At 58.3% G+C, this 23,424-nt stretch carries 22 protein-coding genes; 10 read left to right on the top strand and 12 right to left on the bottom strand.

Features of this window, described 5'->3' with window-relative positions:
- Positions 1-46: 46 nt before the first annotated feature.
- Positions 47-1,090 (bottom strand): type VI secretion system protein TssA, encoded by a 1,044-nt coding sequence (gene tssA / locus MED193_RS00265; protein WP_009807604.1) that lies wholly within the window; start codon positions 1,088-1,090, stop codon positions 47-49.
- 176 nt (positions 1,091-1,266) lie between these two features.
- Here tssA and MED193_RS00270 point away from each other — a divergent pair, with 176 nt between their 5' ends.
- The 6 genes from MED193_RS00270 (at position 1,267) to MED193_RS00295 (ending at position 5,705) form a co-directional block, all read left to right on the top strand.
- Positions 1,267-2,115 (top strand): hypothetical protein, encoded by an 849-nt coding sequence (locus MED193_RS00270; RefSeq protein ID WP_039965595.1) that lies wholly within the window; start codon positions 1,267-1,269, stop codon positions 2,113-2,115.
- A gap of 80 nt (positions 2,116-2,195) precedes the next feature.
- Entirely contained in the window at positions 2,196-2,639 is a 444-nt protein-coding gene (locus MED193_RS00275; RefSeq protein WP_009807606.1) for a hypothetical protein, read from the top strand.
- 2 nt (positions 2,640-2,641) lie between these two features.
- Entirely contained in the window at positions 2,642-3,259 is a 618-nt protein-coding gene (locus tag MED193_RS00280) for a MotA/TolQ/ExbB proton channel family protein (RefSeq protein ID WP_009807607.1), read from the top strand.
- Between the two features lie 18 nt (positions 3,260-3,277).
- Positions 3,278-3,688: a biopolymer transporter ExbD gene (locus tag MED193_RS00285; protein ID WP_009807608.1), complete on the top strand. Its 411-nt coding sequence runs from the start codon at positions 3,278-3,280 to the stop codon at positions 3,686-3,688.
- Positions 3,685-4,110 (top strand): biopolymer transporter ExbD, encoded by a 426-nt coding sequence (locus MED193_RS00290; RefSeq protein WP_009807609.1) that lies wholly within the window; start codon positions 3,685-3,687, stop codon positions 4,108-4,110. The genes MED193_RS00285 and MED193_RS00290 overlap by 4 nt, the downstream gene beginning before the upstream one ends.
- A complete protein-coding gene (locus MED193_RS00295) occupies positions 4,107-5,705 on the top strand; it encodes a DUF4384 domain-containing protein (RefSeq protein WP_009807610.1) in 1,599 nt (532 codons plus the stop codon). Before MED193_RS00290 ends, MED193_RS00295 begins: the two co-directional genes overlap by 4 nt.
- A 154-nt stretch (positions 5,706-5,859) precedes the next feature.
- On the opposite strand, the gene MED193_RS00300 is transcribed toward MED193_RS00295, so the two are convergent.
- On the bottom strand, positions 5,860-7,371 hold the full coding sequence (locus MED193_RS00300) for a caspase family protein (RefSeq protein WP_009807611.1): 1,512 nt from the start codon (positions 7,369-7,371) through the stop codon (positions 5,860-5,862).
- A 181-nt stretch (positions 7,372-7,552) separates the two neighbouring features.
- Here MED193_RS00300 and MED193_RS00305 point away from each other — a divergent pair, with 181 nt between their 5' ends.
- The gene (locus MED193_RS00305; RefSeq protein ID WP_009807612.1) at positions 7,553-8,596 is read left to right on the top strand and encodes an OmpA family protein; all 1,044 of its coding nucleotides are present in this window, start codon (positions 7,553-7,555) and stop codon (positions 8,594-8,596) included.
- Positions 8,597-8,750: 154 nt separating this feature from the next.
- Here the strand turns inward: MED193_RS00305 and glnT are convergent, their stop codons facing one another.
- From glnT to MED193_RS00330, 5 genes are all read right to left on the bottom strand, one after another.
- On the bottom strand, positions 8,751-10,070 hold the full coding sequence (gene glnT / locus MED193_RS00310; RefSeq protein WP_009807613.1) for a type III glutamate--ammonia ligase: 1,320 nt from the start codon (positions 10,068-10,070) through the stop codon (positions 8,751-8,753).
- 57 nt (positions 10,071-10,127) lie between these two features.
- Positions 10,128-11,453, bottom strand: a complete 1,326-nt coding sequence (locus tag MED193_RS00315; RefSeq protein ID WP_009807614.1) for an FMN-binding glutamate synthase family protein — start codon at positions 11,451-11,453, stop codon at positions 10,128-10,130.
- Positions 11,454-11,465: 12 nt separating this feature from the next.
- Positions 11,466-12,152, bottom strand: a complete 687-nt coding sequence (locus tag MED193_RS00320; RefSeq protein ID WP_198133838.1) for a protein GlxC — start codon at positions 12,150-12,152, stop codon at positions 11,466-11,468.
- A gap of 3 nt (positions 12,153-12,155) precedes the next feature.
- The gene (locus MED193_RS00325) at positions 12,156-13,046 is read right to left on the bottom strand and encodes a glutamine amidotransferase family protein (RefSeq protein WP_009807616.1); all 891 of its coding nucleotides are present in this window, start codon (positions 13,044-13,046) and stop codon (positions 12,156-12,158) included.
- A gap of 184 nt (positions 13,047-13,230) precedes the next feature.
- Positions 13,231-13,896 (bottom strand): XRE family transcriptional regulator, encoded by a 666-nt coding sequence (locus MED193_RS00330; protein ID WP_009807617.1) that lies wholly within the window; start codon positions 13,894-13,896, stop codon positions 13,231-13,233.
- 325 nt (positions 13,897-14,221) lie between these two features.
- Here MED193_RS00330 and MED193_RS00335 point away from each other — a divergent pair, with 325 nt between their 5' ends.
- Positions 14,222-16,099, top strand: coding sequence for an acyl-CoA synthetase (locus MED193_RS00335; RefSeq protein ID WP_039965655.1), 1,878 nt, complete (start codon positions 14,222-14,224; stop codon positions 16,097-16,099).
- A gap of 55 nt (positions 16,100-16,154) precedes the next feature.
- Here the strand turns inward: MED193_RS00335 and MED193_RS00340 are convergent, their stop codons facing one another.
- On the bottom strand, positions 16,155-16,841 hold the full coding sequence (locus tag MED193_RS00340) for a type 1 glutamine amidotransferase domain-containing protein (protein WP_009807619.1): 687 nt from the start codon (positions 16,839-16,841) through the stop codon (positions 16,155-16,157).
- Positions 16,842-16,964: 123 nt separating this feature from the next.
- Here MED193_RS00340 and MED193_RS00345 point away from each other — a divergent pair, with 123 nt between their 5' ends.
- Positions 16,965-17,840 (top strand): LysR family transcriptional regulator, encoded by an 876-nt coding sequence (locus MED193_RS00345; RefSeq protein WP_009807620.1) that lies wholly within the window; start codon positions 16,965-16,967, stop codon positions 17,838-17,840.
- Positions 17,841-18,084: 244 nt separating this feature from the next.
- Entirely contained in the window at positions 18,085-19,254 is a 1,170-nt protein-coding gene (locus tag MED193_RS00350; RefSeq protein ID WP_009807621.1) for an ATP-grasp domain-containing protein, read from the top strand.
- 17 nt (positions 19,255-19,271) lie between these two features.
- Here the strand turns inward: MED193_RS00350 and MED193_RS00355 are convergent, their stop codons facing one another.
- The 4 genes from MED193_RS00355 to MED193_RS00370 are packed head-to-tail and all read right to left on the bottom strand — an operon-like array spanning position 19,272 to position 23,423.
- Entirely contained in the window at positions 19,272-20,393 is a 1,122-nt protein-coding gene (locus tag MED193_RS00355; protein WP_009807622.1) for a GNAT family N-acetyltransferase, read from the bottom strand.
- Positions 20,366-21,631, bottom strand: a complete 1,266-nt coding sequence (locus tag MED193_RS00360) for a F390 synthetase-related protein (protein ID WP_009807623.1) — start codon at positions 21,629-21,631, stop codon at positions 20,366-20,368. The genes MED193_RS00355 and MED193_RS00360 overlap by 28 nt, the downstream gene beginning before the upstream one ends.
- Complete coding sequence (locus tag MED193_RS00365) at positions 21,628-22,452, bottom strand: MBL fold metallo-hydrolase (RefSeq protein ID WP_009807624.1); 825 nt, start codon at positions 22,450-22,452, stop codon at positions 21,628-21,630. The genes MED193_RS00360 and MED193_RS00365 overlap by 4 nt, the downstream gene beginning before the upstream one ends.
- Positions 22,449-23,423 (bottom strand): NAD(P)-dependent oxidoreductase, encoded by a 975-nt coding sequence (locus MED193_RS00370; RefSeq protein WP_009807625.1) that lies wholly within the window; start codon positions 23,421-23,423, stop codon positions 22,449-22,451. The genes MED193_RS00365 and MED193_RS00370 overlap by 4 nt, the downstream gene beginning before the upstream one ends.
- Position 23,424 lies beyond the last annotated feature (1 nt).

Raw genomic sequence — 23,424 nt, forward strand, 5'->3', positions numbered from 1 at the left:
CCCCTGTTCCCGGATCACCCCAGGACGAAAAGCACCTTGCCTCCCCCTAGTCGTCGTCCTCCAGGCCACCGATCAGCTGAACATTCTCCAGCCCACGCGGCGCCATATCATTCACAATCGTGAGGAAGTCGGCCCCCACCAGCCGCTTGGCCCGCTCCAACAGCAGCGGTAGCGGACTAGAGGGTTCTTCCCGCTGATAATAAGCGATAATGCGATCCAGAGTGTTCGCCACATCCGTGGGCGAATTAATGGCACCGGGGGCTGCAACCCGTGCAACACCGCCCGCGGCAGGTGCAGCCTCGACCGCCTCTGTTTCCTCGGCAGCGTCACTGTCCTCAGCCACACTGCTATCACCCAGATTACCATAGTCCCGCAGCCGCTTTGCCATTTGGCGCAGCAGTTTCACCAGAGGGTCCAGTTCCGGCCCCTGCCCCGGTGTCTGTTCTGAGAACACATCCGAGATTGCCCTGATGTTTTCCTCTGCCAGCTCAACCGCTGCCAGACGTGCCGCGATAAAGTCATCATCGCTGTCCTGGAAGGCGGCAGCGATAGAGGCTTGATCCGGGATCGTATCCATATCCTCAGGCGCGCTCATCTGCCCCTCGGCGATTTCGATATCGCGCACGGAGAACCGACCAAAGTTGCGACTGTCGCTCAGATGCACGCGGCGCACAGCACTATAGACCGCAGATGGACCCGCCATGCCATCCGGTTGACCGCACAGACCCTGCACCGCATTGATCCGCATGATCGGATCGCCGTCGTCCTCATCCAGTTCCGGGTGGCAGGTCTCCCAGAACTGCTCCAGACAGCCGCGCATATAGCTGGTCACATCTGCAAAACTCACCAGCTCGCCGCGTAGCAGCAAAGCCTCCGCCAAAAACACTGCAGCGCGCAGCTCGTGGCTACGTTCAAGGACCTCAAGCGCCTTTTCTTCTACTGTAGGATAATCCGGTGGATTGGTTTGGCCACTGTCATCTTTGCTGGGCTGAGCCGCACGCTCCATTTCGGCAAAGGCCGGGTCATACACGAGGTTATCGCCACTCGGGGCGTCCTCCTCCATGGACTGTAATAACACAGCCAAATCCATACGACTGACCCCCCAATAATCAGGTCAAGCGCCATCTGGAAAACCACATACCATATCAACGTACAGACATGCAGCGACCCCAGGTGCGCCACTCACAAAACAATAACTTGACGTGGAGTGAGCCTTATCGCCATCTTAAAGTCAATTGTTTTTGCACCTTTTTGTGAGTGGTTATCATGTGTGCAGACCGTGTTACTGGTGACGAAATTCGGGCCATGGTACGTGAAGGTACCAAGCGGCGGACGAGCTTTGCTTTCTGTCTGGATCCGCTCAAGGACCCCTTGATGATGATACAACCCGGCAGCAAACCAGAGACCCTGCGCGCGCCTCTGAAGCAGGCCGGCGGCAAGCCTCCGGTGCTCTGGGGAACCTATGTTGTACAGGGTGACCAGATGGAAATGACCTGCGAGCAGGCCCCGACGCAAATGCTGTTGCAGCTCAAACGGTTTATGAAAGCCAACCGTCCCAAAGTGAATGTTTTGTTCCTAGACGATGGCGGCAATACGCTCGACAGTCTCAAACCTGACTCTGCAACAGACGCCGCCGCGCAAAATGCCGATGCCAGTGATATTTCCGCGCCGGGAATTGACGCCAGCGCCATAGAGCCGCTCAAGCGCCGACTGAAACGCATTCAACCGCGAATCGCTCTGGCCCCTGGACCGTTGGAACTGAAACTGAACCGCGCCCTGGGCAAATCCGTTTCCCTCATCAATGCGGGGCGCTTGCAAGAAGCCGAAACCCTGGTGCTGGTGATAGAACGCGCCCTGGCCGCTTTGGGCAAGGATCGCGAAGACGAAGAAACCACCCTCAAACGCGGCCAGCGCGAATCCGATCAGCGCTCACTTGGGGCGCAGGTCAAACGGGCGCAGGGTTTGCAGGCGCATGTGGCCCGCGCCCCCGGACCGGCCCGTGATCGGTTGACCCAGGCCATCCACAAAGCCGCAAGATTGTTGAAACAACGTGATTTGAACGGTGCCCGAGACGCGATGGACAAGATCGAAAAGGCCCTGACCTCTTTGGTTTGATCACCCCCAGGCCCAAGCCACCGGAACACATAGATAAGATTGAGACTTAACACAGATCCCTTGCAAACCCGGAGACCGCGATGCCCTTCACCTCCTCTTTTCTTTCCGTCATGAGCCGTAGTTTAGCCATTGTCCTGCTGGTCATGCTTCCGCAGTTCAGCAGAGCCGAAACCGGGCCGCTTTTGGTCGAGCTGAACAAGATGGAAGAGATCGACAGCGGCGGGTGTCGCGCCTTTTTCCTGTTTCGCAATCAAACAGGAAAAAGCTTTGCCGGCTTTGAAATGTCGCTGGCCATTCTGGATGGTCAGGGCGTTATCGACCGGTTGCTCTCGGTGGATGCCTCCCCCCTACCGGTCCAGCGTACAACCTTGAAACTGTTTGAGGTTCCTGAGATTTCCTGCAGCAATATCTCAGAGATCCTGCTCCATGATGTGACCGCCTGCCAGCCACAAAACGAGGCTGAAATGGATTGTTTTGCGATCCTTACTCTGGGCTCGCGCGCCAGTGCCAAACTGGTGAAATAACAATGGGAGCAATTTTGCAAAACCTCACCACCGGAGGGCCGATCATCGCGCTCTTGGCGGTGATCTCGCTGCTCTCGCTCACCCTGATCGCGGTGAAGCTGGCGCAGCTTTGGCCGGTGACCTCGGGCAAAGACCAACGCCAGGCCGCGATTGAGCTTTGGCGGGGCGGCGATAAACACGGAGCTCAGGCCAAGGTTGCATCGGGAAAATCTCCTGCTGACAGGATCCTGCATTTCGCCATGAGCGCGATGCAAGGGGGGCTGAAAGGCCCGGTGCTGACCTCTGAACTGGAGCGACGCGGCAATGAAGAAATCCAAGGCATGAATGGGCTGATCCGGCTGTTGGAGCTCATCGCGATGGTCTCTCCGCTGCTGGGGTTGCTGGGCACCGTTTTGGGTATGATCCAATCGTTTCAGGAGTTGGAACTGGCACAGGGTGCCGCCAATGCCTCGGTGCTGGCCGGGGGGATCTGGCAGGCCTTGCTCACCACCGCTGCTGGCCTGGTTGTCGCTATTCCTGCGGCCATTGCGGCGGGGCTGTTTTCTGCCCGCATTGATCACGCCGCAATGCTGATAGAAAGCGCTGTCGGCCAGTTGATGTTGGCGGATCATGCCAGATAACGGCAGGAGCATATCCTGATGGTGCTCAACCGTCGCGCCCGCCCCCAGGCCCTGATCTCGTTGGTGCCGATGATCGACGTGATGTTGATCCTTTTGGTGTTCTTCATGGTGACATCAACCTATCTCAACCTCGATATGATCCCAGCCCTGCGCCCCGGTGAAGGCAGCGCCAGGTCTGACAGTGCGCCTGATGTGCGCCTGATGATCCGCATACAGGCGGATGGTCAGCCTAGTCTGCGCGGCGAAACGCTGTCCCCCCGAGATCTGAACCGGGTTCTGGATCAGGCCCTGGCCAAAGATCCCCTGACGCAGCTGGTCATTTTGCCCTCAGGAGCCGCCTCTACTCAGGCTTTGATTACGGTGATGGATCTCGCCGCGACAGCAGGCATGCAAAACATGCGCGTCTTGCGCCTGGAGGCCCGGCAATGAAGCTAAAACGCGCCAGCACCAGGCCTCAATCCGAGACCATTATCGCATTGATCGACGTGGTGTTTTTTCTGTTGGTGTTCTTTATGCTGATTGGGCGCATGGATGCCACTGCCCCCTTTGACGTTGCCCCTCCGCATGCTCAGACAGGTCGTGACATGCCCGCAGGCGGTGTCACCTTGGCGATCTCCCCGATGGGTGATCTGGCCCTGGATGGTCGTGCAATTGCCGCTGAAACCCTTGCCTCTAAACTGACTGTCGAATTGGTCAAGGACCCTGACCTGCGTCTGCGCATCAATGCCCATCGTGACACGGATCTGCGCCATGTTCTGCCCTTTGTCAGCCAAGCAGAGGGCCTGGGTATCCTTGACGTCATCCTTGTGGTGACACCGGAACGGTCCGCAGCATCGGGTGGGCGCCCGTGAAACCAGCGGCGCATAGTTTGGACCCAGAAAATCGCTCACCCGGTGTCAGCCTCTGGGCCCTGGGGATTGCCGCCTCTGCCTCCGCGCATCTTGGGGTTCTGGCAGGCCTTATTCCATTTCTGGCGCCTGACCCTGTGGTCCAGCAACCAAGTCCGGAAAGCGCCCTGACGATGGAATCGCAACAGGTTGCACGCAGTCGGGCACAGGAGCAAAGGGCCAACCCAGAACGCGGAAAACAGATTTCAGCGCAAGGCGATAGCCTAGGCGCTGGGGCAGTGCAGGAAACCTCAGCACGCCCCAGCTCCCCCGCCCTGCTCCCCGTTACAGCGGCACCAAGCCAGGGCGACCAAATCGCCAGCAGAGCGCCCCAAGGCGTCACCACCTCTTCTCAGATCCCAAAACCACAGCCCGCAGTCGCCCGTGTCGCCTCAGGAGAACCCGCGCCAGTGCGCCTCGCTCCCAGCCAGCCCGTGTCAGCCCGCCCTGCCCTTGCACAGCCTGTCCCGACCCGTCCCGTAGAGGCTCAGCCCCTGTCAGAGCGCCCGGCAGCGGCTCAAACCCTGCAAGCCCAACGCCCCGAACTGCCCGCAGCTCTGGTGCAAACCCCTGCGTCGAATGTAGTCACTGCCGCGGCGCAAAACCCGACCGATGCCAGTGCTACCTCTCCACAGGCGCTTGCCCATGTGACACAGACCAGTATCGCCCCAACCCAGCCCCTTGCAGAGGCTGCCACCGCGCCCCAACACGCCCCAGAAAGCCAACCGCAAGCAGAAGCCATTACCGCCGCCTTGGCCTTTCAGGGCGATGCAACCAAAGACCTTGATCCCGCCTCAATCGCAGCCTTTCAAAGCTTCACCAGACCTGGCGATCCAACCAGCCAAGCTGCAGGGCTTCGCGATGGTGTCGCAGGTTTGCTGGCAGCGGTGCCCTGTTCCCGCCTGCAAGTGGTCTTTGATCCCGAAACTGCCACGCTGGAGTTACGGGGCCATCTGCCCGAAGACGCCCTGCGCCAGCCGATTTTAGCTGCCCTGCAGGGCCAGATGGGGCGGGATATTGCCCTGTCAGACAAAATGCGGCTGTTGCCGCGCCCGCAGTGTGGCGCGCTCAGCGGGATCTCCTCCGTTGGTCTGCCACAAAGTACAGATCAGATTACCAACCCGCTGCTGCTTGGGCCCGATGCACAGGCCCGCGTTCTGGGCTATTCCGGCGGTGAACAACTCTACTTTGACCTGACAGCGCCCGATTATCCGGCCTATCTCTATGTCGATTACTTTGACGCCGCAGGCGATGTTATCCATCTCAGCCCCAATGCGCATATTCCCCTGAAACTGGCCGCCCCCAAGAGCCCCCAGCGGGTTGGCGCAAAGACACCCGAAGATCCAGGTTTGCGCATTACCGTCGGACCACCCTATGGCCAGGAGATCGCCGTGGCTTTTGCAGCGTCCACCCCCCTCTATGAGGGCCTCCGCCCTCTCAGCGAACCTGCTGCTCCCTATCTGGATTTTCTGCGCCGCAAAGTCGCAGAGAAACGTGGCGAAGATGCCGATTTCAAGGGGGAATGGGTCTACTTCCTCGTGGAAACTCAGGCAAACTGAGGCACTGCAGCATGCCAAGGGCATGCTGCCAGGCCCAACCGAGATTGGTCGATCTTTGATTGACCGGTCTTGGGCGGGAGCCCCCCGTTTTCAGCCTGAAATGCCCGCTGTCAAAGCCCCACCGAACCAATGCCACTCTGACTAAGGTGTCAAACTACTGACATCCCCCCGCAGCCCAGGATTTCAGGCTTCGTTTCATCACACCACCAAAAGGGTGTTGTTTGCTCAGAGATCGCTGCATGTTCAGGCTCAGATAGGTATTGGCCTGGGTACACAGGCGCTCTTGGGTCCATTGATGGCACGAACTGCAGGTCTGGGTTTTCCAGTAACTTTCTGGCAGACCTTCAACCGGAGGAAACAAAGGCGTTTGTTCAATAAGCTCTGCCAGGCTGCGGCCGCTAATCGTCTCCAGGTCAGACTCCAGAGGGCTGACAAAGGTCACAGGGCCAGCTTCCTTGTGGCGCGGCACAGCTTCGGGTTCCGGAGTTGCCACTGCGGTGTCGTTTTCCACGCCCTCGCCAACTGGATCTGTGCTTTGCCCAGCCTGCAATGCTGCAATTTCCGTTGTGGCTATTTCAGCATATGTTCCAGTGGGGTAGCTTTGCAAATAGGCTTCATACCCCGCCAGAGATCCGTCTTCTTGCGCCGCTTTGAACAGGGCTGTTTCAGTTGCATCCGGAGCAGCCGGAGCTGAGGTCGTTTCCTTCGGTGCAGCAGATCCAACAGAAAGCTCTTCAGCCATGACGTCTGCCAACAACCTGCGGGCCTCATCGGCAAAACTTCCATCAGGATAGCCCCGCAAGAACAGCATCAGCTGTACCGGGTCCCGCGCGGACCGGACCGAGCGCCAGAGCTGCAATTCCTCGGTTTCAGCAACGGTCAAAATCGGGCTTTCAGGCGCCTCGACGAACATGAAATCGCTCACCAAAGAGGAGGTATCCCAGGGTGTCTGTTGTCCCCCACTCTGTGCCAGCACCGCGCGGCGCACTTCTTTGAACGCCTGTTCAATCGGCTGCCCCGGCACCACGATCTGTTCGACCACAGCCTGGGTAAAGGGACTGTTTTCCCCCTGCCCGTCCAAGGCCACCCCGCCCGGCGCGGTGGCATAGGCCAGGAAGGTTCCGGTTGGGGCTTTCATTTCTGCAAGCCCGCTTTCGTTCAGTTCAGGCACATTTTCAAAAGGATTGTTCCGACAGGCATCCAGGATCACCAGATTGGTCCGATTACGAGCCGAAGCCATCTGTCGCAGTACCGTCTGCGCTTCAACCGCCATCAGATCCAGATCAGCAGCATCCGCCAGCGCAACATCCACCGGCAGCAGGTAGTTGTTGCCAAAGCTCTGCACACCGTGGCCCGCGTAGTAAAACAGCCCCGTGGCCTCTGACCCGGCCGCGCGCAGGTCTCGACCGAACTGCGCGATGGCCCGCTTCATCTTTGTCTGGCCGAGATCAACCGCCATGGTGACACTAAAGCCCAGGCCCTGCAAAGTTTGAGAAATCATTTGAGCATCATTCACCGGATTATCCAGCGCAGATACACTTCCATAAGACGCATTACCGATGACCAGCGCGAGACGCGCGTCATCTTCAGAGGCCCGCGCCGCACCCGTCAGCAGTGCTACCAGCACAACAATGCGAAAGAGGCAGCTCGCCCAGAAACCAGTCACAACAGTTACTCTCCAAATATTCTGTCCCAAGGGGACACCTCACAGAATCGAGGTTTTTACAGGCCGAAGCTACGCAATCCTTGCATTTTACCCTAGGATTTTCGTTAATCGTCACAGGCGCCCAGTTTTCAGTCACCTTCGGGGCAACCCTAATTGATCTTTCTAGTATGAGTATTTTGCCATGGTACGCCAGTTTCTTCGCCCGCTCCTAGTCTTATTCTATTTCATCGCGCAGCCTGCGCTGGCGGCGGACCCTTTTGAGCATGGCTGGCAGCTCGACCCGGAGGCCTCCGCCATCACCTTCTTGTCGGTGAAGAAAGACACAATCGCGGAAACCAGCCAGTTTGCTGCCATCAGCGGTCAAATCACCGAGCGTGGCGTGGCCCAATTGATCATCGCACTGGACTCTGTTGATACAAAAATCGACCTGCGCAATGTTCGCATGCGGTTTTTGTTCTTTGAAACCTTCACCTTCCCAGAGGCCACGGTGACCGCTGTTCTTGATCCTGTGCCCCTCCAGGATTTGCCCAGCCTGCGGCGTAAAGTGATCAACCTACCGGTTACGCTCTCCCTGCATGGCGTCGAGGTCGAGCTGGAAGCGGAGGTGGCAGTCACCCTGATCAGCAATGACCGGATCAATATCTCAACCCTCAACCCTGTCATCCTGCAACTCGAAGATTTCAACCTGATGGGAGGGCGAGACAAGCTTCAGGAGGCGGCAAATGTTACGATCACTCCTTTGGGCATTGTGAACCTGAACCTTGCTTTTGATCGCCGTGCCCCTGGCACCCCGGTTCTGGCCGCAGTGCCAGCGGTGAGTGGCGCCACAGCCGCACTGGAAACTGCGGGCGATTTCAGTCGGGAGGCCTGCATTGGGCGTTTTGACATTCTGTCACAAAGCCGCAGTGTGAACTTCGCGCCCGGAACCTCGCGGCTGGACCAACGCTCCACCAGCTTTCTGGACAGCCTGTTTGATATCATCAGCCGCTGCCCGGCAATGGTGATTGAGGTCGGGGGTCACACGGATGACAAGGGCAGCGCTGCCGCAAACACCCGTCTCAGTCAGAAACGGGCAAGCTCGGTCGTCCGCTACCTGTCAGATAAAGGGATTGCGCGGGACCGTCTACAGTCGGTGGGCTATGGAGAATCCACCCCCCTGGTTCCCAATAACTCAGCCCAAAACCGGGCAAAGAACCGCCGCATTGCCTTTAAGGTCCTGAACTAAGCGCGGGCAGCTTCCCCTAAGTCGCAAAGAACTCTGCCCCTTACAGGGGATCTGGATTTTGCCAAAGGCGACCATAACCGATGTGACCGGTCGGGGCCGCCGCGCTGACGCAGAGGCCTAACAGACCCATGGGCCTGGGCCGTTCACCTTGGGGTCAGATATCAAGAGTGGTATCGCGTTCCCATTGGGAGAAATGGGTTACAAAAGACGTCCATTCCTGCATCTTCATCTTGATGTAAGAAGCAGAGAATTCCTCGCCCAGCTTTGCCTTCAACGCGGCGTCCTCGTCGAACCAGCGGATCGCGTCCAGCAGGTTCAGCGGCAGTTTGGGCGCGTCGGTGACAGTGTGGCCCTCGGCATACATGTCGATGTCGTAACGCGGGCCAGGATCGGCCTTGGTTTTGATCCCCGACAGGCCAGCGGCGATGATCACGGCCTGCAGCAGGTAGGGGTTGGCAGCGCCATCAGGCAGGCGCAGCTCAAAACGGCCAGGCCCCGGTACGCGCACCATATGCGTGCGGTTGTTGCCGGTCCAGGTCACGGTATTCGGAGCCCAGGTGGCGCCCGACATGGTGCGCGGCGCGTTGATACGCTTGTAGCTATTCACGGTCGGATTGGTGATCGCCGCCAGCGCGCTTGCGTGTTTCATAATGCCACCCAGGAAGGCAGCGCCCTGCTCGGACAGGCCCAGCTCACCTGTCTGACCAGTGCCCTTGTCGGTGGCAAAGACATTTGTCTTGCCCGCCAGATCCCAGACCGAGATATGGGCGTGGCAGCCGTTGCCGGTCAGCCCTTCAACGGGTTTTGGCATGAAGGTCGCGCGCAGCCCGTGTTTTTCAGCGACAGATTTCACCATGAACTTGAAAAAGCTGTGCTTGTCGGCGGTTTTCAGGGCGTCGTCGAATTCCCAGTTCATCTCGAACTGGCCGTTGGCGTCCTCATGGTCATTCTGGTACGGGCCCCAGCCCAGCTCTAACATGTAATCACACACTTCGGCGATCACGTCATAGCGCCGCATCACGGCCTGTTGGTCATAACAGGGTTTTTCAGCCGTATCGGCGGGGTCTGAAATCTTGTCGCCCTCAGGCGTCAGCAGGAAAAATTCTGCCTCGATGCCAGTTTTTACGTTCAGGCCAAGTTCGGCGGCCTCGGCCACCAGTTTGCGCAGCACATTGCGCGGCGCCTGTGCGACGTCTGCGCCCTCCATCACTGGATTGGCGGCGACCCAGGCGACCTCTGGCTTCCAGGGCAGCTGAATGACAGTTTCGGGGTCTGGCACCGCAAGCATGTCGGGATGCGCTGGTGTCATGTCCAGCCAGGTTGCAAAGCCGGCAAAGCCTGCACCGTCTTCCTGCATATCCGCAATGGCTTGCGCAGGCACCAGCTTGGCCCGCTGTCCACCGAAAAGATCGGTGAATGAAATCATGAAGTACTTGATGCCCTTTTCCTGGGCGAAGGCGGCCAGATCGGTCATTTGGTCGTTCCCTGTCATTGAAAGAAAGGCGGGGAAGTCTCCCCGCCCCTGGGCGTTTCAGAATCCGGGTTTTCCGGGGTACCAGTTGGTGCCTGCCAGCGGCACCTGGGCCATGGCGGCGGCCTCCATCGTCAGCGCACATAGATCCTCGGGTTCGAGGTTGTGCACATGGCTTTTGCCGCAGGCGCGCGCCAGCGTCTGGCATTCCAGCGTCAGCACATTGAGGTAGTTGCGCAGGCGCCGACCGGCCTCGGTCGGGTCAAGACGGGCCATCAGATCGGCGTCCTGCGTGGTGATACCAGCAGGGTCGCGGCCTTCGTGCCAATCGTCATAGGCGCCGGTGGTGGAGCCCAGTTTCTGGTATTCGGCCTCCCACTTGGGGTCATTATCCCCCAGCGCAACAAGCGCGGCAGTCCCAATGGAGACAGCATCAGCCCCGAGCGCCAGGGCCTTGGCCACATCCGCGCCGGTGCGAATGCCACCGGAGACCACCAGCTGGACTTCGCGGTGCATGCCCAGATCCTGCAAGGCCTGAACGGCGGGGCGAATGCAGGCCAGCGTCGGCTGGCCCACATGTTCGATGAACACGTCCTGTGTGGCAGCGGTGCCGCCCTGCATACCATCCAGAACCACCACATCGGCCCCAGCCTTCACGGCAAGTGCTGTGTCGTAATAGGGGCGCGCACCGCCGATCTTGACATAGATCGGCTTCTCCCAATTGGTGATCTCGCGCAGCTCGAGGATCTTGATCTCCAGATCGTCGGGGCCGGTCCAGTCTGGGTGACGGCAGGCTGAACGCTGGTCGATCCCCTCAGGCAGGCAACGCATCCCAGCAACGCGTTCGGTGATCTTCTGGCCCAGCAACATGCCGCCGCCGCCGGGCTTGGCACCCTGCCCGACCACAACCTCAATCGCATCGGCGCGACGCAGGTCATCGGGGTTCATCCCATAACGACTGGGCAGGTATTGATAGACCAGCTTTTCAGAATGGCCGCGCTCTTCCTCGGTCATGCCGCCGTCGCCTGTGGTGGTCGAGGTGCCAGCCATGGTGGCGCCACGGCCCAGGGCCTCTTTTGCCGGGCCGGAAAGCGAGCCAAAGGACATCCCCGCGATGGTGATCGGGATATCCAGCTCGATCGGTTTCTTGGCGAACCGTGTGCCCAGCGTCACGCTGGTGGTGCATTTCTCACGGTATCCTTCCAGCGGGTAGCGGCTCATAGAGGCGCCGAGGAACAGCAGATCGTCGAAATGCGGCACCCGGCGTTTGGCGCCACCACCACGAATGTCATAGATGCCAGTATCCGCAGCACGGCGAATTTCCGAGTTGGTATCGTTTGAGAAGGTCCACGACTGACGCGGCAGGGTATTTGGGGTGTTTTCCATCTGTCGCTCTCCTCAGTATTCGCCGGCGTGGTCGATGTTGAAGTTGTAAAGCCTGCGCGCTGAGCCATAGCGTTTGAACTCTTGCGGTTGCGCGTCAGCACCGGCACGGGCCAGCAGATCGGTCAGCAGCTCTATGTGTTCTGGGCGCATCTCTTTTTCGATGCAGTCGGCGCCAAGGGATTTGACCTCTCCGCGCACGAACAAGCACGCCTCGTAAAGACTGTCCCCCAGGGCGTCCCCGGCATCGCCCAGGACAACCAGGTTGCCTTTTTGCGCCATGAAGGCAGACATATGGCCAATGTTGCCATGCACCACGATGTCGATGCCTTTCATCGAAATGCCACAGCGCGAAGAGGCGTTGCCTTTGATATTCAGCAGACCACCATGGCCGGTGGCTCCGGCGTATTGGCTGGCGTCACCTTCGATGGTAACGATGCCGGACATCATGTTTTCCGCAACACCCGGACCCGCCGAACCTGTCACGGTGATCTCAGCCTCCTGGTTCATGCCTGCACAGTAATAGCCGGTCGAGCCGTTCACGGTCACGCGGATCGCGCCATCCAAACCGCAGGCCATGGCGTGGCTGCCACGGGGGTTTTCAATGACAAATTCATCGTTCGCCTGGGCCTTGGCAGCAGCCTGCAGGCTGGTGTTGACCGCGCGCAGGTCAAGCTGCGCCATGTCGAGAGTGGTACTCATGGTTCAGCGCTCCCAGAAATAGACGGTTGCGGGTTCGGGTTCCCAGACACGGGCCCCATCGATACCAGGTAAATCTGCGAAAGCACGGTATTCGCTGGCAAAAGCAACATAGTCGTCGGTTTCGGCCATCACGGCGGGCTTGCAGGCGATCGGGTCACGCACGACACCAAAGCCGTCTTTGGTGCCCGCCACGAAGGTAAAGAACCCGTCCAGGTCCTCCAGCGTGCCCTCTAGCGCTTCACCCAAAGTGGCCCCTTCGGCAACGCGCGAGGAGATATAGGCCGCCCCAACCTCGGTATCGTTTTCCGAGCGGGTGAAGACCCCCTTGCGCGCCAGCGTGCGGCGCATCTGGTTGTGGTTCGAAAGTGAACCATTGTGCACCAGACACTGGTCATCGGCGGTCGAAAACGGGTGCGCACCCATTGTGGTGACAGCACTTTCGGTGGCCATACGGGTATGGCCAATCCCGTGGCTGCCGCCCATGCCCCGCAGGTCAAAACGTGCGGCCACATCCTCGGGCAAACCGACCTCTTTGTAGATTTCCATCGACTGGCCCGACCCCATGATACGCAGGCCATTCTCCTCAAGAAAAGCAATCGCAGCCGTTTCTGTGTCAGCTGGCACAGTCAGCACGGCATGTGTGCTGATCACTTTTATGCCCACTGGCTTGTTGATCGCAGCGCTCAGGCGCCCGTCCAACCCGAGGAATGCCTCATTTGGCGTATCCGATTGAATGGTGATCTTGATCACACCCTCGGTCTCATCGCCATAGATCGCGATCCCGGCGCTATCAGGCCCCCGGTCGGTCATGGTGATGAGCATCTCCGTGAGCATGTCGCCCAATTGCGGGCGCAGTTCTTCCTTTTTCAGGAACAGCCCTACGATGCCACACATTGCTTTCTCCAATTTGCTTCGGCCTCTATGCCGTCACAAATTGACTACAGGGAAAGTTTATTTACTAAAAATGCAATTATTTTCCCCTGGGGAATTTTCCTTACACTTTCCGCCCGCATCGAAGATTTTGCTCAACAGATCGGCAAAAATGCCGTCAACGCACATCTATTGAGCACACAGGAAATCATCTTTGTTGTGGGTAAGTAATCACCGACAGGTAGCGCGCAGGAAGAGACACCAGATTTTCGGGACCGTGTGGTGCATCCGCGTCAAAAAGCAAGCTGTCCCCTGGCTCCAGGTGATAGATCTGATCTCCGTGGCGGTAGTCGACAGCACCCTCCAACATGTATAACAGCTCCAGGCCTTCGTGCTGAAACGTCGGGAACCGGTCGCTCTCGGTGGTCAGCTCGATCAAATAGGGCTCAATCACGACACCCGAATTGTTAGATCCGATATGTCCCAACAGCTGGTACTGGTGGCCTGCACGGGTGCCTGCGCGTTCAATCTCAGCGCCCTGCCCGGCTTTGACATGCATCGCTCCGCGTGCCTCTTCAAAGCCTGAAAACAACTGCATCAAAGGCACCCGAAGGGCGTCGGCCAATACCTGAAGCGTATTGAGCGATGGAGAAATCACGCCATTTTCGATTTTCGACAGCATCCCGACGGACAGCCCCGTCAGCTCCGCAAGATTGGCCCCTGTCAGGCGCTGCCGTTTTCGCAGCTCCCGCACCTGACGTCCGATGGCGACCTCCAGGTTCTTTTCGCGGACCTCCCGAACCGCATGGGGATTTTGAGACAAGGCCGCTCTCCCAGCCGAGGCGGTGGAGGTTTTGGGAGAATTCTTTGCCATAGCTGCCGATAATCCTGAACTGTTCATCTGACCGGGTCGAATCCCGCCAGCACGTTTCACCCACTGGCGCCAAGATTCTGAAACAACATCGCCATAGGGCGGCCGGAACGCAACGACCAATCCCACAGCCTGCCCGCAGGCCGCAATGTCCGGCGAATTTTGAACACAGGCCCCTCCCCGGACCTTCGCACCAGTCCATTGTGCCCTGTTGAGACTGGCGCATGCGGGTTCCTTTCACCTGTAACGCCACGTGCTGGGGGCTTGCAAAGGCAGGCTGTCTAGCGGAGGTTTTATGTTACATTAACTGATGTGCTGGGAGCATATGATGGCAGATTTCGGTACACATCCGATTAAGTCCCAAAGTGATCTTTTGCGCTTTGAAACCGAGATGTCGCTTGAGGCACGTTTGCCCGAGCAGAGCATTTTGGACGTGTTCATCAACAGCGCCGCACGGTCCCCAGACGCCACAGCGATGACAATGCTCATGACCGGCGCGCCAGATGAAACCCCACGGCAGGTCAGCTATCAGGACTTGCTGGGACAGATCCGGCGCGCCGCCAATCTGTTTGCACAGATCGGCGGTACAGCGCCAGGTGTCGCCTTCATGCTGCCTGCGCTGGTGGAAACCCATGCCACCCTGTGGGGCGCTGAGACGGTGGGATATGCAGTTCCCATCAACTTTCTGCTGCAACCTGAAAGCATCGTCGAACTGCTCCGGGCCGCGGAGGTGAAGATACTGGTGGCTTTGGGACCCCACCCGCAACTGGACATCTGGGAAAAGGCGCTAGTGATACAGGCGCAAATGCCTGAGCTCCAGTTGGTGCGCCTGTCGCCTCCGGGCGCCGCGGCAGACGACGGGATTATTGATTTCGCCACTGCGATGGCAGAACAGCCTGACGATCACCTGACATTTGGGGATGCCCGCAGCGGGGATGATCTCGCCGCCTATTTCCATACTGGCGGCACCACAGGCGTGCCAAAGTTGGTGGCGCATACCCATCGCAGTCAGCTGGTAGCGGCCTTTGGCGGGGCGGTCATGTGCGGCTACACGCCAGATGATGTTTTGACCGCCACCTTCCCATTATTTCATGTTGCCGGCACCATCGTCGCTGGCTTGAGCGGCTTCATGGCGGGTATTGAGCTGCTGGTCATAACACCGGCGGGATTGCGTAACCCTGCTGTGGTTGCCAACTTTTGGCAATTGGTCGCCGATCACAAGGTCACACTGGTGGCCGGCGTGCCAACAGCGCTGGGGGCTGTGTTGCAAACACCTTTGGGTGACAATGACATCAGCACCGTCCGCGCGGGCATGACGGGCGCCTCGCTGTTGCCACCAGCCGTCGCCAACAGTTTCAAAGACGTCACAGGATGCACGCTGTACGAAATTCTCGGGATGACAGAGGCCTCCGGCCTGATCAGCATTGACCCACCATTTGGCAAAGGCACCTCCGGCTCCGTGGGCTGGGCCTTGCCCTATACGCAGGTCGATGTGTTGAAACTCAATGCCGATGGAAGCCTGGGTGGGGTTTGCGATGTCGAAGAGATCGGTGTGATCGCAATCCGTGGGGATCATATTTCGCCCGGGTACCGCGACCCGGCCCACAATGACGGTGTCTTTGCACAGGGCGTGCTGAACTCAGGTGACCTGGGGTACAAAGACGCCAATGGCTGTCTCTACGTGGCAGGTCGCTCCAAAGATCTGATCATTCGATCCGGACACAACATCGATCCAACCATGATCGAAAACGCCCTGAGCACGCACCCCGATGTGGCCCTTGCCGCAGCGGTTGGCCTGCCCGATGCCTATGCAGGTGAACTCCCCATGTGCTATGTGCAGCTGCACCCAGAGGCCAGTGTCAGCATTGCAGAACTTATGGCACATGCACAAAAGACCATCGATGAACGCCCCGCTTGGCCTAAAATCATAGAGGTGATTGACGCAATTCCACTGACCTCGGTTGGCAAGATTTTCAAACCGAGCCTTCGCTGTGACGCAGCAAAACTGGTGGTGTCCAAAGTACTTACAGAGGAGTTCAACCTGCCCAACGCGCAGGTGGATGCCGCGACGGGTGGTCCACGCGGGCTTTGCGTGACAGTGACCCTGCCCAGCGACGCCCAAGCATCGGCACAAGCGGTTGAAGCGGCCTTGGCCAACTATCTGTTCGAGACAGATATCGAAATCGCCCCAGCCGTACCCGGATAACCATGGGACATGGCCGGAAATCTCCGGCCATGTCAGCGATGAAAGATGAGGAACGTTAGGCCCGCAGTTGCTGCAACAGCAGCTCCGCCACTTTCTCAGACGAGGCAGGGTTTTGGCCCGTGATCAGATTGCCGTCTTGGCTGGCAAAAGGAGCCCAGTCGGCGCCTTTGGAGAACTTGCCTCCGCGGTCAATGAGCGTGTCTTCGACCAGCAATGGTACGATATCCGTCAGGCCAACGGCGTCTTCTTCACTATTGGTGAAACCTGTCACAGCGCGGTCTTTGACAATATATGCGCCATTTGCGTCCTTGGTGTTGGCCAGCACGATGGGGGCATGACAGACGGCAGCAACAGGCTTGTTTGTGGCCCAAAAGGCCTCGATCAACGCGATCGAGTTTGTGTCTGTCACCAAATCCCACATCGGACCGTGGCCACCAGGATAAAAGACCGCATCATAATCTTCGGCCTTCACCTCGGACAGTTTGGCCGTCTCGCTCAACGCCGCATTGGCGGCTGCGTCCGCCTTAAAGCGCCGTGTTGCCTCGGTTTCTGCGGCCGGATCATCGCTTTTGGGGTCCAGTGGTGGCTGCCCGCCCTTGGGGGAGGCCAGAGTGATTTTCACACCAGCATCTTGCAACAGGTAATAGGGTGCCGCCAGTTCTTCCAGCCAGAAGCCGGTAGGCTCGCCTGTGTCGCCCAGTTTGTCGTGTGAGGTGACTACCACCAGAACAGAGTTGGTCATCGCGGTTTTCCTTGATCAGAATACAGTGCTGAAACGGACCTATCATTGTTGCCGTGCATTCATTATCCCGCTAATTGTCAAAACATAATTGCAGCACTGCAACAATAAGGTGACGGGCGGCCCATGTTTGAAGGCATTTTAGAGTTTGCAACCGTGGCGGAGTGCGGCAGCTTCACCAAGGCCGCGCAAAGGCTGCGTGTCTCTACCTCTCATGTGTCTCGACAGGTCAGCGCGTTAGAAGATCGGCTTGGGGTGAAACTTCTCAACCGCACCACACGGGTGGTGCAGCTCAGCGACATCGGCCAGCGCTATCACCAACAGGTGCAACGGGTAATCGAAGGGCTGCAGGAGGCCAACCAGACGGCCATCAGCACCCACGCTGATTTGGCCGGTCCCATTCGCATGTCAGGGGCTGGGCCATTTGTCGAAGAGCAGGTGGCGCCTTTACTGGTGCAATTCGCGGCGCAACACCCAAAAATCACGCTGGAAATGGATTTTGAAACCCGGCTGGTGGATCTTGTCGATCAGGGCTTTGACTTTGCCATTCGATACGGGGTTTTGGCAGAAAGTGGCATGATCGCCCGCAAGCTGTCCAGCCGCCCCTTGGTCTGCGCTGCGTCCCCCGCCTACCTGGACCGGCACCCAGCACCACACCATCCCCGCACGTTGCGCGACCATTCCTGCCTGGTGATCAACAATGATCTTTGGCGCTTCAGTGACCCTGACCAGAAAACGAACATCGAACTCCGCGTGTCCGGGCGGGTACGCGCCAACAGTATCGTCGCAGCGCGTGAAGCAGCTGTCCAAGGGCTGGGCGTGATCTATACGCCCGCCAGCAATGTTGTGTCTCAGATTCAGGCGGGCACGCTCGTGGAGATCTTGCCTGAATTCGTCGACACCACGCGATCTCATTGGCTTGTCTATCCAGAGCGTCAACACATGCCAACACGCGTGCGCGCCGCAATAGACCACCTGATAGCTGGGCTGGACAACAAGTGATCTCTGATCATGTGTAGCAGGGTGGGGTTTATTGCACTCTTCCAGCATGGAAGGGTGTCTTCTTTTGAAACTGACCCACCCGGTTATTGAATGGCGAACCTAGCAGCTTGCCAAGACATATCTTAGCCTTCAACTTGACAGGCTCTACTTCTGGCAACAGCGAAACTTCAGCTACCCATTTCAAACTCAGTATAATTCAATACGATCCAGCCCTATTTCGCTAAGGTAAAGTGACGTCCCGACGATGAATGCAAAACCATCCGTGTTAATCACCGGAGCACGCGCACCCGTCGCGCTGCATCTGGCAAGGTTGCTTAACGACGCAGGGCATGGCGTGTCCTTGCTGGATCACGTGAAGCATCCTCTCGCCGCGGCCAGCCAAATGAATATCCCCTATTACCGGATACCGCCATTTAGCACAGAGCCAGAGGCGGCAGGTGACGCCCTGCATGATATCATAGAAGAAAGAGGCATCACCCTCGTCATTCCAACCTGTGAAGAGGTCTTGCATCTAGGCGCACTTTGGCAACGCAGACCCCCCAATGCTCGGCTTTTTGCGCCAAAACTGGCGAAGCTCTCTCAGGTCCACAACAAATACCATTTCATCCGTCTGTGTGAGGGCTTGGGCCTGCCAACACCACAAACCCAGCTGGTCACGACACAGCGAGAGCTCGCCCTTCATGTGCAAAACGCCCAGAACCTGGTGTTCAAACCGGTCTGGTCCCGGTTTGGATCTCAGGTTCTCATCAAGCCAAAAGCACCAAAACTCCAGCGGCTTCGCCCCACGGCTCAAAATCCCTGGGTTGCACAGGAATATGTTGATGGAACGGAACTCTGTATCTACGCCATTGCCCGCGCTGGCCATCTGGTGGCGCTGAGCGCTTATCGCGGTCTGGTCCGTGCGGGAGTGGGCGCAGCGGTCTGTTTTACCCCAGAGGAAACTGCACCACTGCGCGCCTTTGTTGAACGGATCGTTTCAGCAACAAACTGGACCGGACAGATATCCTTTGACGTCGTACAGACAGCGCACGGGCGGCTCTTGCCCTTGGAATGCAACCCACGCGCCACCAGCGGTTTACATTTCTTCTCAAAAGGGACCGCGTTCTGCGAGGCCCTTTTTGGGGAAAACCACGAGGTCGAACCTGATGTAACAGCGCCCCTAACGCTGCCCCTTGCTCTTTGGCTTTATGGATTGCCAATGATGCTGAACCCTGATCAAAGGCCGGTATTCTTAAACGCCTTGCGCAGCGCAGGGGATGTCATGCGCTGGCCCTCAGACAGGGTCGGATATGGGGCGCAGCTAAGCGCCTTGGCAGAATTCGCGGGCATCGCCCTGCGTCATAAGATCAGCCTCGAGCGCGCCTCTACCTGGGGCATTGAATGGAATGGTGCGGAACAAAGCGTCCTTTCGTAATGCGGCAACCGCCTTGGTTACAGCTCGAACCTTTTCAAAAGGGGCACCCCAACACGCGACAGGACCGATCCAATTATGCCTGTCGCGATGCGACGCCTGCGCGACAAATGACGGGTATAGACGGCACTATATTCGATCGCAGGAATCGCGCCTCTGTTGCGTTTAAAGCCCGCCGCCCCCGCACTCATGTTAAACAGAAGCCCCTCCGCCAGTGCATCGCGCTTCGCCATCGCCGTGATCATACGGTACAGCCCCTCTTTTTGTGGGCGCCTGGTATCATAGCCCACCAACGGCTGCGTCAGCGTGCGCCCATATTGAAACCGCCCCCCAATAGCGACGAGCTGCCCGTCAGCATCGCGCAGTCCTTTCAATCTCAAAATGCCCGACTGATGCGCCATCTCGAGAAAGGCAGGCGTATACTGCGGGTTAAGAGGGGTGTATTTTTCAAGATAGAGCTGTTCATAGAGCCCTATGCAGGCTGGATAGTCGGCCTGGGTAAAGCCTTCATTGTCGACCTCCTCAAAGGGTGTTTTACGCAGCAAGGCCAGATCCTTTTCCATATCCGGGTTCAGGCCCATGGGCGCTGTTGCGTCAAAGAGATAAATCTGGCGGGATGGCAACAACTGGAATCCCTCCTGCACCAATGCGGTCAGCGCGCTTTGGTCAGAGTAGGTATTCAGGGAACGCAAAAGGATGGCATGGCCTGGAAACTGCGCCGCCAGTTGATCACGCAGGGCTGCCGCCATGTCTCGTGTAACAACCGGGGCAGGGTTGGTGGAAAACAGCCAATTATTCACATGCACCGCACGGTCCAGGCCACTAGCGCGTACGACAACAGCCGCCGCTCTTATCATGGTGATCAGGGATTTGCGCAACAACGGGTTGGGCGCAAAATTACGGGTCTCTTCCAAGGCATAATCGATATAGCCAGTAACTGGATTGCAGATGTAGCAATTGCCCGGCAGACCCCCGTCATTGACCGTGATCGGAAAGGCCTGCCCCCTCACATCCAGCCGCGCAACCCGTGTTTGCAGGTTGCGGATCAGCGCCTCACTCGGGTGGCGCGCGAAACACTCAACAAAAGCATCCAGAGGCTGTGATGGCTGCTCCATCACGGCTTTACCGATTGGGCGCGACATTCGACACGCCTCAGTTTTCGGCTCACATCCAAGGGCAGTGGGCCATAGGTCAACGCGATTTTTGCATGCAGACCGCGCGCGTCAAACAAGGACTGCAGCCCATGTCTAGCCGCCAGCCCTGCGCCCGGTGGCAGGTCTGCGGGCAACGCAAGTTCCACAGTCCGCGGTCCGGTCTGAATGACACGAAAATCGGAAATTCTGTGATCCGCCATGACCACCGCATTGCGCAGCACATCAGGGGTCAGCATTTGCAGCCCCCTTGCCCCATGCAAATGAAAACAATCATCCATCCGCCCAACGATCTCCGTCACGGCTTGCAAGGGCGTGCCACAGGAACAGGGCTCGGGGTCCAGCCGCAACAAATCATTCATCCGATAACGGGCGAGGATCTGTGTCCCACGACGAAATGAAGAGATCAGCGGCGTGACCAAGCCATCGCCCACTGGCTCAAATTCAAAATGCACAGAGTCCTCGGCCAGATGCAGCCGCCCGTGGCGGCAGGTAGTGCCCAACAATCCTTCGGTCGCCATGTAGATCTGTCCAAGTCCGCGCCCGAATGCTGCCTCGATGACAGGGCGATCAAGAGGGTCAAGCGTTTCAGCGGCAGAGAACACCCGCAAGGGACGCAGGCTGAACTTCTCTTCAGCCATGGCCCGCAGCACTTTGGGCGCGGCGACAATAACCGTAGGATCAAAAGCTTCCAGCTCTGCGCGCCAAGCATCCGGTCCTCGGGTCACATCAAAAAACCGCAACTGGAGCCGCTGGATTTGGTTGGCACTGTCATAGAGCCCCGTGCCCCGCGGCAATAGGATGGCCACACGCTGTTTGTGCCACAACAGATCCGCCATCGTTTTGGCAAGGATGCTGCCCAACCAGCGAAATCGCTCAGCATCAGAGATAACAAATAGTCCCTGATTGCCACTTGTTCCGGTGCTGGCCCCGACGGTCAGTGCACCTATCTGATCCCCGCTCTTCAGCGCCCCACGTACCTGATCAGCTGAAATGCCTTGGCTATTGTACTGCGCAAAATTTGCCATCAGCTGCGCCTTATCCATTACTGGCAAGATCGACAAATGGGGGGGAGCATCTACGAAGGCAGGCACCTTTGGGACGGCACGGTGCAACCATTTGCCCAGAGCCCGTTCTTGGTGCTGCAAAAAACGGGCACGGGTCAGCCCAGGGCGCGATAGATATCGGGTAGAGAGAAAACTAATAGGCGCATTTAGCCGGGCGATCACAGCTCAGCCCCCTGTGCAAAATCAAACTGCGATGGCGCGGTATCGTGGCACAAGAGAACTTCGCCTCCGGCCTTTTGGAAGGCAGAAACCTGTTCACTGCTGCGCACGACCTCGGAAAAACTGTCAGAAATCAGGCGCGGGAAGAGGCGCGGCCTCCCGCCCGGCAATAGTGCTTCACCAACCCATTGCGTATCTGTGGCATAGAGAAATGGCACCTCAAGCTGGCCAAACAACAGCCCGAAATGCCCATGTGCATGACCGGGCAGAGGCACCGCCAAGACACTGCCATCCCCAAAAATATCATGCCCATCCGGTAAATGGGCGATCTTTTGGCTGGCGCATTTCTCGACCACCTCAAGCCGAGTTCCGAAATCACCAGGAATAAGCTCGGCAAAGACCCCATGCCGCAGGTTTTGCAAGGCGCTATTACCTTGCACCTGCGCCCAGGCTGCACCGCTGGCAATAAAGCGGGCGTTTGGGAAAGCCGCAAGGCCAGAGACATGATCAGCGTGAAAATGCGTGACGATCACCCGCGAGATATCAACAGCGGTCAGCCCAAACTGTGTCAGGAACGGTCCAGCCTGTTCTTGAACAACTAGGCGAGGTGCCAATATGCCAGCATAGCTGCGCAACGCCAATGTGCGCGACGAAGTGTTGAGACTATGGCTGGTATAGCCGGTATCAATCAGTGTTGGTCCTGCTTTGGGGTGGATAAACAGACCATAACGCACCTGAAGCCACCGCCGCCGCCAACGCCCATTGCGCAGGATCAACCGCTCTGGGGCCGCGACCCAGGCACTATTGGCAAAAACCGGCCTCACCCCGCCTCCCCTTGATCAAACACACGGTCCAGCCCCTCAGCAAAAGCGACCCGAGGCGCCCAGCCAAGACCATCTCGCGCACGCGAAATATCAAGGCTCTGCTGATAGGCAAATAGACCCAAACTATAGCGAGACACCACCGGTTCGCGTGGGTCACGGCGCATCAGTGCCAGGGTTTCGGCCACACGGGCGGCAAACAATGTCGGCGCAAGCGGCATATCCCGCCAGCGCGGCACAATGCCCGCCCGCTCGCAGACACTTTCGACAATCTCACTGATCGGAAGCACTTCGCCGCCCGAGATATTGAAGGCCCGCCCTTCCTGGAGCTGCTTGGCACTGATCGCGCTCATAACCGCGTCTACAACATCATCGATATAGGTCAGGTCAATCCGCGCCTGCCCTTGGCGAAAACGCGGCAAGGCGCGTGTCGTTGTGGCTTTGAGCAATCGTGGCAAGAGGGCGCTGTCTCCGCGGCCATATATGCCGCGTGGGCGTAGGATGATCGGCCCCACCTCTGGTGCCGCTCTCACCAGCTGCTCTGCGGCAATCTTGCTTTGAGCATAGGGGGTGAAAGCAGGCGGCAAAGGCATATCCTCGGGCACATCCAGCTGATCGCTGAGGGCAAAATAGATCGATGGGCTGGAGATAAAGACAAATCGCTTAACCCCCTGCAGCCGCGCGAAATTCAGGACTGACGCTGTGCCAAGTACGTTTGCCGCATGAAAGGCCTCGGCGCGGCCAAAGGGGGACGAGAGCCCGGCACAATGCACAATCGTATCCACCTGTGCCAACTGCGGGCTTTGGGGGGCCGCACCGGGCAGGGTCCAATTAACGACATTGATCCCTGCGGCATCCAATGCCGCACAGTGAGAAGGGTTGCGCCCCTGTCCGACGCCATTGTCCCCAAGCCGACGCAGCACCGCGCCGCCCAGAAAACCGGTGGCGCCAGTCACAAGAACGCGTGCGGCCATC

It is taken from the genome of Roseobacter sp. MED193 (assembly GCF_000152965.1).
Taxonomy (GTDB): Bacteria; Pseudomonadota; Alphaproteobacteria; order Rhodobacterales; family Rhodobacteraceae; genus Pseudophaeobacter.

What these genes read in the sequence shown, in the direction of transcription:
- tssA (WP_009807604.1), bottom strand. Translation starts at nt 1,090, where the DNA reads ATGGATTTGGCTGTGTTATTACAGTCCATGGAGGAGGACGCCCCGAGT.
- MED193_RS00270 (WP_039965595.1), top strand. Translation starts at nt 1,267, where the DNA reads ATGTGTGCAGACCGTGTTACTGGTGACGAAATTCGGGCCATGGTACGT.
- MED193_RS00275 (WP_009807606.1), top strand. Translation starts at nt 2,196, where the DNA reads ATGCCCTTCACCTCCTCTTTTCTTTCCGTCATGAGCCGTAGTTTAGCC.
- MED193_RS00280 (WP_009807607.1), top strand. Translation starts at nt 2,642, where the DNA reads ATGGGAGCAATTTTGCAAAACCTCACCACCGGAGGGCCGATCATCGCG.
- MED193_RS00285 (WP_009807608.1), top strand. Translation starts at nt 3,278, where the DNA reads ATGGTGCTCAACCGTCGCGCCCGCCCCCAGGCCCTGATCTCGTTGGTG.
- MED193_RS00290 (WP_009807609.1), top strand. Translation starts at nt 3,685, where the DNA reads ATGAAGCTAAAACGCGCCAGCACCAGGCCTCAATCCGAGACCATTATC.
- MED193_RS00305 (WP_009807612.1), top strand. Translation starts at nt 7,553, where the DNA reads ATGGTACGCCAGTTTCTTCGCCCGCTCCTAGTCTTATTCTATTTCATC.
- glnT (WP_009807613.1), bottom strand. Translation starts at nt 10,070, where the DNA reads ATGACCGATCTGGCCGCCTTCGCCCAGGAAAAGGGCATCAAGTACTTC.
- MED193_RS00315 (WP_009807614.1), bottom strand. Translation starts at nt 11,453, where the DNA reads ATGGAAAACACCCCAAATACCCTGCCGCGTCAGTCGTGGACCTTCTCA.
- MED193_RS00320 (WP_198133838.1), bottom strand. Translation starts at nt 12,152, where the DNA reads ATGAGTACCACTCTCGACATGGCGCAGCTTGACCTGCGCGCGGTCAAC.
- MED193_RS00325 (WP_009807616.1), bottom strand. Translation starts at nt 13,046, where the DNA reads ATGTGTGGCATCGTAGGGCTGTTCCTGAAAAAGGAAGAACTGCGCCCG.
- MED193_RS00330 (WP_009807617.1), bottom strand. Translation starts at nt 13,896, where the DNA reads ATGGCAAAGAATTCTCCCAAAACCTCCACCGCCTCGGCTGGGAGAGCG.
- MED193_RS00335 (WP_039965655.1), top strand. Translation starts at nt 14,222, where the DNA reads ATGGCAGATTTCGGTACACATCCGATTAAGTCCCAAAGTGATCTTTTG.
- MED193_RS00340 (WP_009807619.1), bottom strand. Translation starts at nt 16,841, where the DNA reads ATGACCAACTCTGTTCTGGTGGTAGTCACCTCACACGACAAACTGGGC.
- MED193_RS00345 (WP_009807620.1), top strand. Translation starts at nt 16,965, where the DNA reads ATGTTTGAAGGCATTTTAGAGTTTGCAACCGTGGCGGAGTGCGGCAGC.
- MED193_RS00350 (WP_009807621.1), top strand. Translation starts at nt 18,085, where the DNA reads ATGAATGCAAAACCATCCGTGTTAATCACCGGAGCACGCGCACCCGTC.
- MED193_RS00355 (WP_009807622.1), bottom strand. Translation starts at nt 20,393, where the DNA reads ATGTCGCGCCCAATCGGTAAAGCCGTGATGGAGCAGCCATCACAGCCT.
- MED193_RS00370 (WP_009807625.1), bottom strand. Translation starts at nt 23,423, where the DNA reads ATGGCCGCACGCGTTCTTGTGACTGGCGCCACCGGTTTTCTGGGCGGC.